Here is an 18,257-nt window from a genome sequence, read left to right on the forward strand (position 1 = left end):
GGCAGGGTGAACGGGTGAGATTCGCCGGCGATGTCGATCTGCAATGTGCAGGCGCTTTTGTCGATCAGGAACGAGAACAGCCGGATCAACGGATATACCGTCGGCCGTCCGCCAACGATCCCGGTCAGCCCTGGCGCCATGCCGGTGGCGGCCTGGGCGATCTCCCGGGAGAACAGGATCAACGCTTGTTTGTTCGGGTGGCGCACGGCGAGTTTAATCACCACTTCGCGGCTGTCCCGGCGCTGGCCGTGAGGGCCGTAGGTGGCTTCGCTGCCGAGCAGTTCGACGTGGGTTTCGGTGTAGGGCCCGAGACCTTTCTGGTCGAGCATCTCCGAGGTTTTGTCGAGAATCGCCTGGCTGACGCGCCGGGCTTTCTCCACGGCATCGATGCCGGCGATCAGGCAACTGGCGGTGCAACGGAAACCGTCCGGATACGTTGCGCTGACCTTGTATTGGTCGCTGGGCGGCAAGCCTTTGGCGCCGTGGACCCGGACGGCGTTTTTGCCTTGTTGCTGGAGTTTGACCTGGCTGAAATCACAGACCACATCGGGCAACAGATAGGCCTGCGGATCACCGATTTCGTAGAGCATCTGCTCGCCGACGGTCAGTGGCGTAACCAGTCCGCCGGAGCCTTCGGGTTTGCTGACGATGAACTGGCCGTCGGCGCTGACTTCGACGATCGGGAAACCGATGTGTTCGTAATCCGGCACGTCGCGCCAGTCGGTGAAGTTGCCGCCGGTGCACTGCGCGCCGCATTCGATGATGTGCCCGGCCAGGGCGGCTTGCGCGAGTTTGTCGTAGTTGTGCCAGGACCAGCTGAATTCGTGCACCAGCGCGGCACTGACCACTGCGCTGTCGACCACCCGGCCGGTGATCACGATGTCGGCGCCAAGGCGCAGGGCTTCGACGATGCCCGGCGCGCCGAGGTAGGCGTTGGTCGACACGCACATCGGTGGCAGCGGGGCGCCGCTGAACATTTCCGTGATGCCTTGGGTGGCCAGTTGTTTGAACTGGGGTTGCAGGTCATCGCCCGACAGCACGGCGATCTTCAGCGCCACGCCAGCCTTGTCGCAGGCCGCTTGCAGCGCGGCGGCGCAGGCCTTGGGATTGACCCCGCCGGCATTGCTGATGACGCGAATGTTCTGTTCGGCCAGTTGCGGCAACAGAGGCGCGAGGACTTCGATGAAATCGCCGGCGAACCCGGCCTGCGGATCCTTCATGCGTGCGCCGGCCATGATCGACATGGTGATTTCGGCGAGGTAGTCGAAGACCAGATAATCCAGCTGTCCTGCGGCCACAAGCTGCGCGGCGGCGGTCGAGGTGTCTCCCCAGAATGCGCTGGCGCATCCGATGCGAACCGTGGTGGGCATTTTGATCTCCGACTCAGCAACCTGTGACAGAAGTGCATCGAGGCTACCAAGCAAGCGCTTGGTTTGTAAACAGCTGAAATTATCTTCTGCCCAAGCGCTTGCTTGGTCACCGCCGGCGGCTTAAATTGCCCGCGCAACCCCGCCGTTTCTGCGGCGTACGGCGCATTTGACTGAACGACTGTAGGAGAGAACGGGTGGACGAGCAAAAAGCCCTGAGGGTCATGCGTGAACTGGTCGATGCCGGCCAGTTGACCGATCCGGATAGCGCTCGCGGCAAACTGCTGCAAGTGGCGGCCCACCTGTTCCGCAACAAAGGCTACGAGCGCACCACGGTTCGCGATCTGGCCGGTGCCGTGGGGATTCAGTCGGGCAGCATCTTTCATCACTTCAAGAGCAAGGATGAAATCCTGCGAGCGGTGATGGAAGAAACCATCCGCTACAACACTGCGCTGATGCGTGCGGCCCTTGCCGATGCCGCCGATGTGCGCGAGCGGGTGCTGGCGCTGATCCGCTGCGAATTGCAGTCGATCATGGGCGGCAGCGGCGAGGCGATGGCGGTGCTGGTGTATGAATGGCGCTCGCTGTCCGAAGACGGCCAGGCCAAGGTGCTGGCGCTGCGCGACATCTACGAAGACCTCTGGCTGCAAGTGCTGGGCGAGGCCAAGGAGGCGGGATTCATCCGTGGCGACGTGTTCATTACCCGACGTTTTCTCACGGGCGCGCTGTCCTGGACCACCACCTGGTTCCGTGCCGGCGGCAGCCTGAGCCTGGATCAACTGGCCGAAGAGGCGCTGATTCTGGTGCTCGAAGAGCGCTAGGCGCTTTCTATCAGGTCGGGAAACTGGCTAACTGGGCGAAACCGCCTAGCTTGAATGCAATGATCGGTACTTTTTCGGGGAGTGGGGTGTTTTGAAGTCTTCGCCAATTCGGACGGCCGCCGGGCTGATGCTCGCAGCGCTGGCTGCTTTATGGGTATTGCCTGCTCCGGCGGCGCAGGTGGTTCGGGTGGGCGCAGCGCATTTTCCGCCCTACACCATTCGCCCGGAAAACGGCGCCGACACCGGCCTGCTGCCGGAACTGGTCGCCGCGTTGAACAGCGCCCAGAGCGACTATCGTTTTGAACTGGTGCCCACCTCGATTCCTCGCCGGTTCGGCGATTTCAAGGATGGCCGCACCGACATGGCGATCTTCGAAAATCCGGAGTGGGGCTGGAAAGACATTCCCCACACCACCGTCGACATGGGGCTTGAGGACGCAGAGATTTTCGTCGCGCAGAACAAGCCCGGTCGCCAGCAGAACTACTTCGCGGATCTCAAGGGCAAACGGCTGGCGCTGTACAGCGGTTATCACTACGAATTCGCCAACTTCAATGCCGATCCCAAGTACCTCGCCGAAACCTACAACGCCACGCTGACCTATTCCCACGACAGCAACCTGCTGATGGTCTTGCGCGGGCGCGCGGACATTGCGTTGGTGACTCGCTCGTACCTGTTCGATTACCTGCTGCGCAACGAAAAAGTGCGCGACGAGTTGCTGGTGTCCCAGCGCATCGACCAGATCTACCACCACTACGCGATTCTCAGTCCGAAGGCGCCGATCACCGGTGAAGCGTTCGGCAAGCTGCTGCAGGGCCTGCGCGACAACGGGCAGATGCTGAAGATCTTCGATCCGTACAAGATTGCGGTGGTGCCGGTACCGCATCAATGACCGGCGGTTTTTGCCGAACGGCCTAAATTTCCCGCCCCGGCTCACGTCCCATCGTTGAACTGTCGACGATTATCGTGAGCCCGACCCATGTCCAATCTGAATGACCTGACTGCCCTGGCCCTGCCTTCGGGCAGCCAACTGGTAGCCGATGCCACCGAAAGCCGTCTGAGCCTGAGCCTGGACGGGCAACCGCTGATTCGCCTGCGTCTTGATCGTGAAGGCCAGGGGCCGATCCAGATCGATGAGCGCTATGCACTGCCGCCGGGCCAGGCGCTGTGGGCAGCCTGTTATTGGCTGTTTGCCCGAGAGCCGGCGCGTCAGCAATTGATCTGGCAACTCGATCAGGCGCCGACCGAAGCCTTGCTCAGCGGTTTGCTGGTGGGCACTGAAGTGGCGGGTGAATACCGCTGCGAGCGCACGCTGTTCTGGCAACTCCCGCAACCGTGGCTCGGCACATCGCTGACCGGCAGCTATCCGCAGCAGATGGTCATCAGCAACGGCAAGCGTCATCCGCTGCGCCCGGTCAAACCGCGCGGTGAAGTTTATCGCCGTTTCGATGCGCGCCTCGGTGCCTGGATTTCCCTGCGAACGGTGGAGATCGAGCAGGATCTGGCGCGTTTCAATCGCTGGCAGAACAGTCCGCGAGTGGCCAGCTTCTGGCAGGAAGAGGGTAGCCTCGAACAGCATCGCGAGTACCTGAGCAAACTCGACGCCGATCCGCACACCCTGACCCTGATCGGTTGTTTCGATGATCAGCCGTTTGCCTATTTCGAAGCCTACTGGGCCAAGGAAGATCGTATCGCGCCGTTCTACGATGCCGACAATTACGATCGCGGCATTCACATGCTGGTCGGGGAAGAAGATCATCGCGGTCCGCACAAGGTGGCGAGTTGGCTGTCGGCGCTGGTGCACTACCTGTTTCTGGATGATCCGCGCACGCAGCGCGTCGTTGCCGAACCGCGTGCCGACAATGCGAAGATGATCGGCTACATGCACAACCAGTGCTTCCACTGCGAGAAAGAATTCGATTTCCCGCACAAGCGCGCGGCGCTGATGATTCTCGGGCGCGAGCGGTTCTTCGACCGGTGCACGCTGGTGTGATATTTCGCTGAAAACAAAAAAGATCGCAGCCCTTCAACGAAGGCTGCGATCTTTTTTTTGGCTCTGTTTCAGGTCAGCGACGGTTCGCGGACACCGCATCGGCGCGGCTGCCGGATACCTTGCGGCAGTGCACCAGCGCATCGCGAATCATGAAGTTGACCAGCGTTGGCGAAACGCCGAGTTCCTTGGCAATGTCCTTCTGCGGCACGCCGTGCAGACGGTACATCTCGAACGCATAGCGGGTGCGGACCGGCAGCTCGGTCAACGCGTCGGCGATGTGTTCAAGGGTCGAGAAGTTGATGTGCGAGGTTTCCGGCGAAGCGCCCTGAATGACCACGTTCAACCCTTCCTCCTCGGGGCCGGCGTACTTCTGCTCCAGCGCCTGTTTGCGGTAGTGATCGATCGCCAGATTACGCACGATCTGGAACAGATAACTCAGCTGGGCCTTGATCGACGACGTGATCGGCGGCGCCGACTGCAGTCTGAAGAACGCATCCTGGACCACATCTTCGGCGCGTGACCGGCAGCCGGTAATGCGGGCTGCAATCTTGACCAGAATCAGTCGATTGTCGACGAATGCCTGAAGTAGCGGTGAATCGCACCTGCTTGTGGATACTTGTTCCGTCATGGAAATCACCTTGCTGCCAATAGGTTAGTGGGACGCCTGGGGGACGGGGCCGTCCTACACATCGAGCGACAAATTATGTTGAATGATAATGATTGTCAATTGAGAAAGAGAACTAATGATCCATAACAGTGCGATCTGAGAACTGCGACACGCCGCCGCACTCGCCCAAGCGCCCAGCCCCGTTGGCGATCCAGCCTGCCGACTAATTATTTCAAGACGTCATCCGTTCTCATTGGTGAATGGATCCGGGTACGCAGCCCCGGACCTACCGCATTCCAATGCCTTGCACGGTCGGCAAAGACCGTGTCCCGCATGCCTTGCACGGGCATGCCGCAGCCAACCCGATTCCACCAGCAAGCCGAATTCAGGCAGGAAACCTCATGACCGACGCGTTCGAACTCCCCAGCACCCTGGTTCAAGCCCTCCAGCGCCGCGCGGCCCTGACGCCGGACCGGCTGGCCTTGCGCTTTCTCGCTGAAACCGAGGCGCAGGCTGTGGTGCTCAGTTATCGCGAGCTGGATCAACGTGCGCGCACCATTGCAGCCGCATTGCAGGCCGAGACCGGATTCGGTGATCGCGCGGTATTGCTGTTCCCGAGCGGCCCGGATTACGTCGCGGCGTTCTTCGGTTGCCTTTACGCGGGCGTGATCGCGGTGCCGGCTTATCCGCCGGAATCGACCAAGCGTCACCATCAGGAACGCCTGCTGTCGATCATCGCCGACGCCGAGCCGCGTCTGCTGCTGACCAGCGCCGACCTGCGCGACGCCCTGCAGCAAATCGAAGGCGCGCCACCGCTGCTGTGCGTCGACACCCTCGACGCTGCGCTGGCCGAGCGCTGGGTCGAACCAACCTTGCCGCAAGACCACATCGCCTTCCTGCAATACACGTCCGGCTCGACCGCGCTGCCCAAGGGCGTGCAGGTCAGCCACGGCAACCTGGTGGCCAACGAACTGTTGATCCGCCACGGCTTCGGCATCGACGTGAACCCGGACGACGTGATCGTCAGCTGGTTGCCGCTGTACCACGACATGGGTCTGATCGGCGGCCTGCTGCAACCGATTTTCAGCGGTGTGCCGTGCATCCTGATGTCGCCGGCGTACTTCCTCGGCCGGCCGTTGCGCTGGCTTGAAGCGATCAGCCAGTACGGCGGCACCATCAGCGGTGGGCCTGACTTCGCTTATCGTCTGTGCAGCGAGCGGGTCAGCGAATCGGCGCTGGAACGTCTCGACCTGAGCCGCTGGCGTGTGGCCTATTCCGGCTCCGAGCCGATCCGTCTCGACACCCTCGAACGCTTCGCCGAGAAATTCACCGCGTGCGGTTTCAGCGAAAGCAGTTTCATGGCGTCCTACGGTCTGGCCGAGGCGACCCTGTTCGTCGCCGGCACACCGCGCGGCAAAGGTATTCCTGCACTGCGCGTCGACGATCAGGCCCTGGCACAGAACCGCGCCGAAGCGGGCGAGGGCAGTCCGATCATGAGCTGCGGCATCAGCCAGCCAGAGCACGCGGTGCTGATCGTCGAGCCGAACACCCTTGAAGAACTGGCCGACAATGCCGTCGGTGAAGTCTGGGCTACCGGCCCGAGCATCGCCCTCGGCTACTGGCGCAACCCCGAGGCCAGCGCCAAGACTTTCGTCCAGCACGCCGGCCAGACCTGGCTGCGCACCGGTGACCTGGGTTTCATCCGCGTCGGTGAACTGTTCATCACCGGTCGCCTGAAAGACATGCTGATCGTGCGCGGTCACAACCTCTACCCGCAGGATCTCGAGAAGACGGTCGAAAACGAAGTGGAGGTGGTGCGCAAGGGTCGCGTCGCCGCATTCGCGGTTAATCAGAATGGCGAAGAAGGCATCGGCATTGCGGCGGAAATCAGCCGCAGCGTGCAGAAAATCCTCCCGCCTGAAGCACTGATCAAAGCCATCCGCCAGGCCGTGGCCGAGGCCTATCAGGAAGCACCGAGCGTGGTTGTGCTGCTCAATCCGGGCGCATTGCCGAAGACTTCCAGCGGCAAGCTGCAACGTTCGGCCTGCCGCAATCGTCTGGCCGACGGCAGCCTCGACAGCTACGCGGTGTTCCCGTCGGCCACCGCTGAAACCGCTCATGAGTCGACCGCGTCCGCCTCCGAACTGGAAGCGTTGATCGGCAAAGTCTGGGCCGAGCAACTCAACGTCAAACAGGTCAACGCCGACGATCATTTCTTCCTGCTCGGCGGCAACTCGATCGCCGCCGCCCAAGTGATTGCCAAGGTCCGCGAAGAACTGAGCCTGGAGCTGAGCCTGCGCCTGCTGTTCGAAGCACCGACCCTGTCCGCGTTCGCCGCCGCCGTGGCGCAGCAGCAACAGGACGGCGGCAGCGCCCAAGGCGAAATCACCGCACTGTCGCGCAACGAAGCCTTGCCGCAATCGCTGGCGCAAAACCGACTGTGGATCACCTGGCAGCTCGATCCGCAGAGCAGCGCCTACAACATTCCCGGTGCCTTGCGCCTGCGCGGCGAACTGGACGAAGACGCATTGCGCGCCAGTTTCCAGCAACTGATCGAACGCCACGAATCCCTGCGCACGCGCTTCTTCGAACGCGACGGCGTGGCCCTGCAACAGGTCGAAGCGGCGGGCGAATTCAATCTGCAACTGATCGACATCAGCGACCTGCCGGCCAGCGAACGTGAAGCCCGCGCACAACGGATCCGCGAAGACGAAGCCCGCACCCAGTTCGATCTGGAGAAAGGTCCGCTGCTGTGGGTAACGCTGGTTCGCCTTGACGACGAAGATCACCAACTGCTGGTGACCCTGCACCACATCATCGCCGACGGCTGGTCGCTGAACGTGTTGATCGACGAGTTCTCGCGCCTGTACGCCGACGCTTCCCAAGGCCAGCGCGCCGAACTCGCGCCGCTGCCCACCCAATACGCCGACTACGGCAGCTGGCAGCGCCAATGGCTGGCGCAAGGCGAGGGCGAACGGCAACTGGCGTACTGGAAGGCGCAGTTGGGTGACGAGCATCCGACCCTGGAACTGGCGACCGACCATCCGCGTTCTGCCAAACAAATTCACAGCGCCGCACGCCACAGCGTTCGTCTGGGGATCAGCCTCAGCGACGCGATCCGCCAGACGGCCCAAGCCTATCAATCCACGCCGTTCATGCTGCTGCTCTCGGCTTTCCAGAGCCTGCTGCATCGCTACAGCGGCCAGCGCGACATCCGCATCGGCGTACCCAACGCCAACCGTCCGCGCCTGGAAACCCAGGGCCTGATCGGCTTCTTCATCAACACTCAGGTGCTGCGCGCCGACGTCGATTCGCGTCTGCCGTTCACCGAACTGCTGGCGCAAACCCGACAAGCTGCACTCGGCGCCCAGGCGAATCAGGACCTGCCATTCGAACAACTGCTCGAAGCCTTCCCGCAAGCCCGCGAACAAGGTCTGTTCCAGGTCATGTTCAACCACCAGCAGCGTGACTTGAGCGCACTCAAGCGTCTGCCGGGCCTGCTGGCCGAAGAACTGCCGTGGCACAGCCGTGAGGCCAAGTTCGATCTGCAACTGCACAGTGAAGAAGACCGCAACGGTCGCCTGACGCTGTCCTTCGACTACGCCGATGAGTTGTTCGACGCCGCGACTATCGAGCGCCTCGCCGAGCATTTCAGCAACCTGCTGCGAGCAGTTTGCGAACGTCCGGAACAAACTATCGGCGATCTGCAATTGCTGACCGCCGCCGAACATACTCAGCAAAGCGAATGGAGCATCGCCCCGTGCACCCCGGCGCAACAATGGCTGCCGGAACTGCTCAACGAACAAGCCCGGCAAACCCCTGATCGCACCGCCCTGATATGGGACGGCGGCAGCCTCGACTTCGCCGAACTGCACGCCCAGGCCAACCGACTCGCCCAATACCTGCGCGACAAAGGCGTCGGCCCGGACGTGTGCGTGGCCATCGCCGCCGAGCGTTCGCCGCAACTGCTGATCGGCCTGCTGGCGATCATCAAGGCCGGTGGCGCCTACGTGCCGCTGGACCCGGATTACCCGGCCGAGCGCCTGGCCTACATGCTCAGCGACAGCGGCGTCGAATTGCTGCTGACCCAGACGGCATTGCTCGACCGCTTGCCGGCCAGCGAAGGTGTCAGCGTGATCGCCATGGACACCCTGCACCTGGAAAACTGGCCGAGCCAGGCACCGGGTCTGCACCTGCACGGCGACAACCTCGCCTACGTGATTTACACCTCCGGCTCCACCGGCCAGCCGAAAGGCGTGGGCAACACTCACGCGGCGTTGGCCGAACGTCTGCAGTGGATGCAAAACACTTATCGCCTGAACGACACCGACGTGCTGATGCAAAAGGCGCCGATCAGTTTCGACGTGTCGGTGTGGGAGTGCTTCTGGCCGCTGATCACTGGCGCGCGCCTGCTGATCGCCGGCCCCGGTGAACACCGCGATCCGCATCGCATCGCGCAACTGGTTCAGCAATACGGCGTGACCACGCTGCACTTCGTGCCGCCGCTGCTTTCGCTGTTCATCGACGAACCGTTGAGTGCCGAATGCACCAGCCTGCGCCGCGTGTTCTCCGGCGGTGAAGCGCTGCTGGCAGAGCTGCGCAACCGCGTGCTGGCGCAACTGCCAGCGGTGCAACTGCACAACCGTTATGGCCCGACCGAAACCGCGATCAACGTCACTCACTGGCATTGCACCGTGGCCGATGGCGAGCGTTCGCCGATTGGCCGCCCGCTGGGCAACGTGGTCTGCCGGGTACTCGACAGCGATCTCAATCCAGTGCCGGCGGGTGTGCCGGGTGAACTGTGCATCAGCGGCATCGGCCTGGCCCGTGGTTACCTCGGCCGTCCGGCGCTGACCGCCGAACGTTTCGTGGTCGATCCGCTGGGCGAGCAGGGCGCGCGTCTGTACCGCACCGGTGACCGCGCACGCTGGACAAATGATGGCGTGATCGAATACCTCGGCCGTCTCGATCAGCAGGTCAAACTGCGTGGCTTCCGCGTCGAACCGGAAGAAATCGAAGCGCGTCTGCTGGCTCAGGACGGCGTGGCGCAGGCCGCCGTGCTGGTGCGTGAAACCGTCGCCGGCCCGCAACTGATCGGCTACTTCACCGCCACCGACACCAGTGAAAATCAGGATGGGCAAATCGCTCGCCTGAAAACCGCACTGGCTGCCGAGCTGCCGGAATACATGGTCCCGGCGCAACTGATGCGCCTGGACGCAATGCCCCTGAGCCCGAGCGGCAAACTCGACCGCCGCGCCTTGCCCGAGCCGCAATGGCAGGTGCGCGAACACGTCGAGCCGGTCACCGAGCTGGAACAGCAGATCGCTGCGATCTGGCGCGAAGTGCTGGGCCTGAAACAGATCGGCCTACGCGACGACTTCTTCGCCCTCGGCGGTCACTCGCTGCTGGCCACGCAAATCATCTCTCGCACCCGCCAGGCCTGCGACGTCGAGCTGCCGCTGCGTGCCTTGTTCGAGCACAGCGAACTGGGTGATTTCGCCGAGCAGATCCGCCAGACCCAGGCCAGCGGCCGCACCAACAAACAGCCGCCGATCGACAAGGTTGATCGCAGCAAACCGGTGCCGCTGTCCTATTCCCAGCAGCGCATGTGGTTCCTCTGGCAGATGGAACCGGACAGCCCGGCGTACAACGTCGGCGGCATGGCGCGCCTGCGTGGCGTGCTGGATGTCGGGCGTTTCGAGGCTGCGCTGCAAGCGCTGATCCTGCGTCACGAAACCCTGCGCACCACGTTCCCGAGCATCGACGGCGTGGCCCGTCAGCAGGTGCATGACGAAACCGGCGTGCGCATGGACTGGAAGGATTTCTCGAAACTCGCCGCCGATGTGCGCGAGCAGAAAGTTCAGCAACTGGCCGACGATGAAGCGCACCTGCCGTTCGATCTGGAAACCGGCCCGCTGCTGCGCGCCTGTCTGGTCAAGACCGCCGAGCAGGAGCATTACTTCGTTCTGACCCTGCACCACATCGTCACCGAAGGCTGGGCGATGGACATCTTCGCCCGTGAGCTCAGCGCACTGTACGAAGCGTTCGTCGATGACCGCGAATCGCCGCTGCAACCGCTGCCGGTGCAGTATCTCGACTACAGCGTGTGGCAGCGCCACTGGCTGGAGTCCGGCGAGCGGCAGCGTCAGCTCGACTACTGGACCGCGCAACTGGGCCGCGAACACCCGCTGTTGGAACTGCCGGGCGACCGGCCGCGTCCGCCGGTGCAAAGTCATCAGGGTGAGCTGTTCCGTTTCGACCTCAGCGATGATCTCGCCGCACGGGTTCGGGCGTTCAACGCGCAGAACGGTCTGACCCTGTTCATGACCATGACCGCCGCCCTTGCGACCTTGCTTTACCGCTACAGCGGCCAGACCGATCTGCGGATCGGCGCGCCGGTGGCCAACCGTATCCGCCCGGAAAGCGAAGGCCTGATCGGTGCGTTCCTCAACACCCAGGTGCTGCGTTGCCAGCTCGACGGCCAGATGTCGGTCGGCGAGTTGTTCGAGCAAGTGCGCCACACCGTGATCGAAGGTCAATCCCATCAGGATCTGCCGTTCGATCATCTGGTTGAAGCGCTGCAACCACCGCGCAGTGCCGCCTACAACCCGTTGTTCCAGGTGATGTGCAACGTGCAGCGCTGGGAATTCCAGCAGAGCCGCATGCTCGCCGGCATGACCGTCGAGTACCTGGCCAACGATGCGCGGGCGACCAAGTTCGACCTCAACCTGGAAGTCACCGACCTCGACCATCGCCTCGGTTGCTGCCTGACCTACAGCACTGACTTGTTCGATGAACCGACCATCGCGCGCATGGCCAGACATTGGCGCAACCTGCTGGAAGCGTTGATCGCCAACCCGCAGCAACGCCTCAGCGAGCTGCCGCTGCTCGATGCACCTGAGCAACAGCAATTGCTCGACAGCCTTGGCGTCGAGCCGGGCGAGCGTCGTCTCGACCACTGCATTCATCACCTGTTCGCCGAGCAGGCACTGGCGCGCAAAGATGCGCCGGCCCTGACCTTCGCCGGGCAGACCCTGAGCTACGCCGAACTCGACGCCCGCGCCAACCGTCTGGCCTGGGCCCTGCGTGAACGCGGTGTCGGCCCGCAAGTGCGGGTCGGCCTGGCGCTGGAGCGTTCGCTGGAAATGGTCGTCGGCCTGCTGGCGATCCTCAAGGCCGGCGGCGCCTATGTGCCGCTGGACCCGGAATACCCGCTCGACCGCCTGCATTACATGATCGAAGACAGCGGCGTCGGCCTGCTGCTCAGCGACCGCGCGATGTTCAAGGCCCTCGGCGAACTGCCGCCGAGCGTGGCGCACTGGTGTCTGGAAGATGACAGCGCGGCGCTGGCCGATTACCCGGCAACAGAGCTGCCATTTATCAGCCTGCCGCAGCATCAGGCGTACCTGATTTACACCTCGGGTTCCACCGGCAAGCCGAAAGGCGTGGTGGTGTCCCACGGTGAAATCGCCATGCACTGCCAAGCGGTGATCGAGCGCTTCGGCATGCGTCCGGACGACTGCGAACTGCACTTCTATTCGATCAACTTTGACGCCGCCACCGAGCGTCTGCTGGTGCCGCTGCTCAGCGGCGCGCAGGTGGTGCTGCGTGCGCAAGGCCAGTGGGACGCGGAAGAAATCTGCGGCCTGATCCGCGAACATCGGATCAATATTCTCGGTTTCACCCCGAGCTACGGCAGTCAGTTGGCGCAGTTCCTCGCGACGCAAAACGAGGTTTTGCCGGTGCGGATGATCATCACCGGTGGCGAAGCGCTGACCGGCGAACACCTGCAACGAATTCGCGCGGCGTTCAAACCGAGCCTGTTCTTCAACGCCTACGGCCCGACCGAAACCGTGGTCATGCCGCTGGCCAGTCTTGCGCCGGAAGTGCTGGAAGAGGGCGCCGGCAGTGTGCCGATCGGCAGCGTGATCGGTGATCGCGTGGCCTACATTCTCGACGCTGATCTGGCGCTGGTGCCGCAAGGCGCGACCGGTGAATTGTTCGTCGGTGGCGCCGGTCTGGCGGTGGGGTATCACGAGCGTGCGGGCATCACTGCCGAACGTTTCGTCGCTGACCCGTTTGCCGTCGATGGCGGGCGCATGTACCGCACCGGCGACCTGGTGCGCCAGCGCGCCGATGGCTTGGTGGAATACCTGGGGCGGATCGACCATCAGGTGAAGATCCGTGGTTTCCGCATCGAGCTGGGCGAGATCGAAACCCGCCTGCTCGATCACGTTTCGATCCGCGAAGCGGTGGTGCTGGCGCTGGATGCGCCGAGCGGCAAGCAACTGGTCGGCTATCTCGTGACCGAGGTGGCTTCGCGAAGCGAAGCCGAGCAGGCCGATCTGCGCGACGCGCTGAAGGCGCACCTGAAGACGCAACTGCCGGACTACATGGTGCCGACGCATCTGATTCTGCTGGCGAGCATGCCGCTGACCGCCAACGGCAAGCTCGATCGCCGCGCATTGCCGGCACCGGATCCGGAGCTCAATCGTCAGGATTACGTGGCGCCGAGCAACGAGCTGGAGCAAACCCTGGCGCAGATCTGGTGCGAAGTACTCAACGTCGAGCAGGTCGGCCTCAACGACAACTTCTTCGAACTGGGCGGCGACTCGATCCTGTCGATTCAAGTGGTCAGCCGCGCGCGTCAGCAGGGCATTCACTTCAGCCCGCGTGATCTGTTCCAGCATCAGACTGTGCAGACCTTGGCCGCCGTTGCCAGTCGCAGTGAAACCGTGACCGCCGAGCAAGGTCTGGTGACGGGCGAATCGCGTCTGACCCCGATCCAGCACTGGTTCTTCGACACCGAGATTCCCGAGCGTCAGCACTGGAACCAGGCGTTGCTGCTGGAGCCGACCGTGGCGCTTGAACCGCACCGTCTGGAACAGGCGTTGCTGGCGGTGATCGAGCAGCATGACGCCCTGCGTCTGCGCTTCAGCGAGGTCAACGGCGTATGGCAAGCAGGCCATCAACCGGTGACCGATGCCGCCGTGCTGTGGCAGGTTCGCGTGCCGTCGATGGACAAGTGCGCCGCGCTGTTCGCCGATGCCCAGCGCAGCCTCGACCTTGCCCAGGGCCCGCTGCTGCGTGCGGTGCTGGTGGATGGGCCGGATGCTCAGCAACGGCTGTTCATCGCTATTCATCATCTGGTGGTCGACGGTGTGTCGTGGCGCGTTCTGCTCGACGATCTGCAAACCGTGTATCGCCAGCTCGACGCCGATCAGTCGGTGAAACTGCCAGCGAAAACCAGCGCCTTCAAGGACTGGGCGGCGCGTTTGCAGGCTTACGCCGGCAGCGAATCCCTGCGTGAAGAACTGAGCTGGTGGCAAGCGCAACTGGCCGGTCCGACTGCCGATTTGCCGTGCGAACGTCCTGAGGGCGGTCGCGAGAATCGTCATGCGCAAACCGTCAGCGTGCGTCTGGATGCCGAACGCACCAGGCAACTGCTGCAACAGGCACCGAGCGCCTATCGCACGCAGGTCAACGATCTGCTGCTGACTGCGCTGGCCCGCGTGCTGTGCCGCTGGAGTGGTCAGCCCTCGGCGCTGATTCAACTGGAAGGCCACGGCCGCGAGACCCTGTTCGACGAGATCGACCTGACCCGCACCGTCGGCTGGTTCACCAGCGCCTATCCGCTGCGCCTGACCCCACACAACATCGAAGAGGCTGCCGGGCAGGGCGCTTCGATCAAGGCGATCAAGGAACAACTGCGCGCCGTGCCGCACAAAGGTCTGGGCTATGGCGTGCTGCGTTATCTCGCCGATGATGCCAGCCGTCAGAGCATGACGGCGTTGCCGAACGCACCGATTACCTTCAACTACCTCGGCCAGTTCGACCAGAGCTTCGGCAGCGACGCGCTGTTCCGTCCGCTGGATGAGTCGGTCGGCGCTGCCCACGATCCGCACGCACCGCTGCCGAACGAGTTGAGCGTCGACAGTCAGGTGTACGGCGGTGAGTTGCTGCTGCGCTGGACCTTCAGCGCCGAACGCTACGACGCGCAGACCATCAACGAGCTGGCCGATGCCTACGTCGGCGAGTTGCAGAGCCTGATCGAACATTGCCTGCAGGACGAGGCCGGTGGCCTGACGCCGTCGGACTTCCCGCTGGCAAAATTGACCCAGGCCCAACTCGACGCACTGCCGGTACCGGCGGCGCACATCGAAGACGTGTACCCGCTGACGCCGATGCAAGAAGGCATGCTGTTGCACACCTTGCTCGAACCGGGCACCGGTCTGTACTACATGCAGGATCGCTACCGCATCAACAGCGAACTTGACCCCGAACGTTTCGCCCAGGCGTGGCAAGCAGTAGTCGCCCGTCATGAAGCGTTGCGTGCGTCGTTCTGCTGGAACGTCGGCGAAGACATGCTGCAAGTGATCCACACACCGGGGCGCACGCCGATCGAGTATCTGGACTGGAGCGCCATCGCCGACGCCGAGCAGGAACCGAAACTGCAAGCGCTGCTCAAGGCCGAGCGCGAAGCCGGGTTCGATCTGCTCAATCAGGCACCGTTCCACCTACGCCTGATCAAGGTCGGCGCGGCGCGTTACTGGTTCATGATGAGCAACCACCACATCCTGATCGATGCCTGGTGCCGTTCGCTGCTGATGAACGATTTCTTCGAGATCTACACCGCCCTCGGCGAAGGTCGCGAAGCGCAATTGGCGGTGCCGCCGCGCTACCGCGATTACATCGGCTGGCTGCAACGCCAGAGCCTGGCCGAAGCGCGCCAGTGGTGGCAGCAGAACCTGCAAGGTTTCGAGCGCACCACGCCGATCCCGAGCGACCGCCCGTTCCTGCGTGAACACGCCGGCGAAAGCGGCGGCATGATCGTCGGCGACCGCTACACGCGACTGAATGTCGAGGACGGCGCCCGTCTGCGCGAACTGGCCCAGGCCCATCAATTGACCATCAACACCTTCGCCCAAGCGGCGTGGGCACTGGTGCTGCGCCGCATGAGCGGTGATCGCGACGTGCTGTTCGGCGTGACCGTGGCAGGGCGTCCGGTGGAAATGCCGGAGATGCAACGCACCGTCGGCCTGTTCATCAACAGCATCGCGCTGCGGGTGCAGATCCCGGCGGACGATCAGCGCGCCAGCGTGCGTCAGTGGCTGAACGCTCTGCTCGACAGCAACATGCAACTGCGCGAGTACGAATACCTGCCGCTGGTGAACATCCAGGAACAGAGCGAGCTGCCGAAAGGCCAGCCGCTGTTCGACAGCCTGTTCGTGTTCGAAAACGCCCCGGTGGAAGTCTCGGTGCTGGACCGTGCGCAGAGCCTCAATGCGACCTCGGACTCGGGCCGTACCCACACCAACTTCCCGCTGACGGCGGTTTGCTATCCGGGTGACGACCTCGGTCTGCACCTGTCTTATGACCAGCGTTACTTCGACGAGTCGACCATCGAGCGCATGCTCGGCGAGTTCAAGCGTCTGTTGCTGGCACTGGTCGACGGCTTCCATGGCGATATGGCCGACCTGCCGCTGCTGGGCCATGAGGAACAGGACTTCCTGCTCCACGGCTGCAACCAGAGTGAGCACGACTATCCGCTGGAGAAGAGCTACGTCGAGCTGTTCGAAGCGCAGGTCGCGCAACATCCGCAACGCATTGCCGCCAGTTGCCTCGATCAGCAACTGAGCTACGCCGAGCTGAACCAGAACGCCAACCGTCTCGGCCACGCACTGGTCGCAGCCGGGGTGCAGAGGGATCAACCGGTGGCGCTGCTGGCTGAACGGAATCTGGATCTGCTGGGCATGATCATCGGCAGCTTCAAGGCCGGTGCCGGTTACCTGCCGCTGGATCCGGGCCTGCCGAGCCAGCGTCTGCAACGCATCATTGAACTCAGCCGCACGCCGGTGCTTGTGTGCACCAAGGCTTGCCGTGAACAGGCGACGACCTTGCTGGATGAATTCAGCTGCGCCAACCGTCCACGCTTGCTGGTGTGGGAAGAGGTTCAGGCCGGCACGGTGTCGTCGGCGAATCCGGGCATCTTCAGCGGCCCGGACAATCTGGCCTACGTGATCTACACCTCGGGCTCCACCGGGTTGCCGAAAGGCGTGATGGTCGAGCAGCGCGGCATGCTCAACAACCAGTTGAGCAAAGTGCCGTACCTGAACCTGAGCGACGCCGATGTGATCGCCCAGACTGCTTCGCAAAGCTTCGACATTTCGGTCTGGCAGTTCCTCGCCGCGCCGCTGTTCGGTGCGCGGGTGGACATCGTGCCGAACACCATCGCCCACGATCCGCAAGGCTTGCTGGTGCATGTGCAACAGCAGGGCATCACCGTGCTGGAAAGCGTGCCGTCGCTGATCCAGGGCATGCTCGCTTCGGATCGCCTGAGCCTCGACGGTCTGCGCTGGATGTTGCCGACCGGTGAAGCGATGCCACCGGAACTGGCGCACCAATGGCTGCTGCGTTACCCGGAGATCGGTCTGGTCAACGCCTATGGCCCGGCGGAGTGCTCGGACGACGTGGCGTTCTTCCGCGTCGACCTGGCCTCGACTCGCGGCAGTTACCTGCCGATCGGTACGCCGACCGACAACAACTTGCTGTACCTGCTCGATGGCGCGCTGGATCTGGTGCCGTTGGGTGCGGTGGGTGAGTTGTGCGTCGCCGGCACCGGTGTCGGCCGTGGTTATGTCAGCGATCCGCTGCGCACCGCGCCAGTGTTTGTGCCGAATCCGTTCGGTGCGCCGGGCGAGCGCCTGTATCGCACCGGTGACCTGGCGCGCCGTCGCAGTGACGGTGTGCTGGAATACGTTGGCCGGGTCGACCATCAGGTGAAGATTCGCGGTTACCGGATCGAGTTGGGTGAAATCGAGGCGCGTCTGCATGAGCAACCGGAAGTTCGCGATGGCGCGGTCGGCGTGCAGGAAGGCGTCAACGGCAAGCATCTGGTGGGCTACCTGGTGGCCGCAGATTCCGCACTGAATCAGAGCGAACGGCTGGAGCGGATCAAGCAGCGCCTGCGCGCCGAACTGCCGGAATACATGGTGCCGCTGCACTGGTTGTGGCTAGACCGGTTGCCGCTCAACGCCAACGGCAAACTCGACCGCAAGGCTTTGCCGGTGCTGGAGATCGGCCAGTTGCAAAGCCAGGATTACCTGGCGCCGCGCAGCGAGCTGGAACAGACCCTGGCCGATATCTGGGCCGAGGTGCTAAAGGTCGAGAAGGTCGGGGTACGCGACAACTTCTTCGAACTCGGCGGCCATTCGCTGCTCGCCACGCAGATCGCTTCGCGGGTGCAGAAAGCCTTGCAACGGGATGTGCCACTGCGGGCGATGTTCGAGTGCAGCACGGTGGAGGAACTGGCCGGGTACATCGAAGGGCTGGCGGCCAGCGACATTACCGAGGAGAAGGTTGATCGGCTCAATGACCTGATGGCAGAGCTGGAAGGCTTGTAGTCTTCAGCGTCAGTGAACTCAACATTTATCAACCGGTACATGGATGTACGTTTGTATAGTTGACGATCC

6 protein-coding genes are annotated in these 18,257 nt (G+C 63.0%); 4 read left to right on the top strand and 2 right to left on the bottom strand.

The window, feature by feature from the left end:
• Positions 1-1,370 (bottom strand): acyclic terpene utilization AtuA family protein (locus C1X29_RS24065; RefSeq protein ID WP_102718521.1); only part of this gene is annotated, 1,370 nt, incomplete at its 3' end.
• A 194-nt stretch (positions 1,371-1,564) separates the two neighbouring features.
• On the opposite strand from C1X29_RS24065, the gene C1X29_RS24070 reads away from it, so the two are divergent.
• The 3 genes from C1X29_RS24070 (at position 1,565) to C1X29_RS24080 (ending at position 4,178) form a co-directional block, all read left to right on the top strand.
• Positions 1,565-2,188, top strand: a complete 624-nt coding sequence (locus C1X29_RS24070; protein WP_007955773.1) for a TetR/AcrR family transcriptional regulator — start codon at positions 1,565-1,567, stop codon at positions 2,186-2,188.
• 91 nt (positions 2,189-2,279) lie between these two features.
• Positions 2,280-3,077: an ABC transporter substrate-binding protein gene (locus C1X29_RS24075; protein WP_102686440.1), complete on the top strand. Its 798-nt coding sequence runs from the start codon at positions 2,280-2,282 to the stop codon at positions 3,075-3,077.
• Positions 3,078-3,164: 87 nt separating this feature from the next.
• Positions 3,165-4,178, top strand: a complete 1,014-nt coding sequence (locus tag C1X29_RS24080; protein ID WP_102718522.1) for a GNAT family N-acetyltransferase — start codon at positions 3,165-3,167, stop codon at positions 4,176-4,178.
• A 73-nt stretch (positions 4,179-4,251) separates the two neighbouring features.
• Here C1X29_RS24080 and C1X29_RS24085 read toward each other — a convergent pair whose 3' ends face one another.
• Complete coding sequence (locus tag C1X29_RS24085) at positions 4,252-4,806, bottom strand: RNA polymerase factor sigma-70 (RefSeq protein ID WP_007955779.1); 555 nt, start codon at positions 4,804-4,806, stop codon at positions 4,252-4,254.
• 380 nt (positions 4,807-5,186) lie between these two features.
• Between C1X29_RS24085 and C1X29_RS24090 the strand changes: the two genes are divergently transcribed.
• Positions 5,187-18,188, top strand: coding sequence for a non-ribosomal peptide synthetase (locus tag C1X29_RS24090; RefSeq protein ID WP_102718523.1), 13,002 nt, complete (start codon positions 5,187-5,189; stop codon positions 18,186-18,188).
• Positions 18,189-18,257: the final 69 nt, after the last annotated feature.

Origin of the sequence: Pseudomonas sp. GW456-12-10-14-LB2 (genome assembly GCF_002884345.1) — a bacterium.
GTDB classification, from domain to species: domain Bacteria; phylum Pseudomonadota; class Gammaproteobacteria; order Pseudomonadales; family Pseudomonadaceae; genus Aquipseudomonas; species Aquipseudomonas paraglycinae.

Coding starts and splice junctions, on each gene's coding strand:
- C1X29_RS24080 (WP_102718522.1), top strand. CDS start 3,165: ATGTCCAATCTGAATGACCTGACTGCCCTGGCCCTGCCTTCGGGCAGC.
- C1X29_RS24085 (WP_007955779.1), bottom strand. CDS start 4,806: ATGACGGAACAAGTATCCACAAGCAGGTGCGATTCACCGCTACTTCAG.
- C1X29_RS24090 (WP_102718523.1), top strand. CDS start 5,187: ATGACCGACGCGTTCGAACTCCCCAGCACCCTGGTTCAAGCCCTCCAG.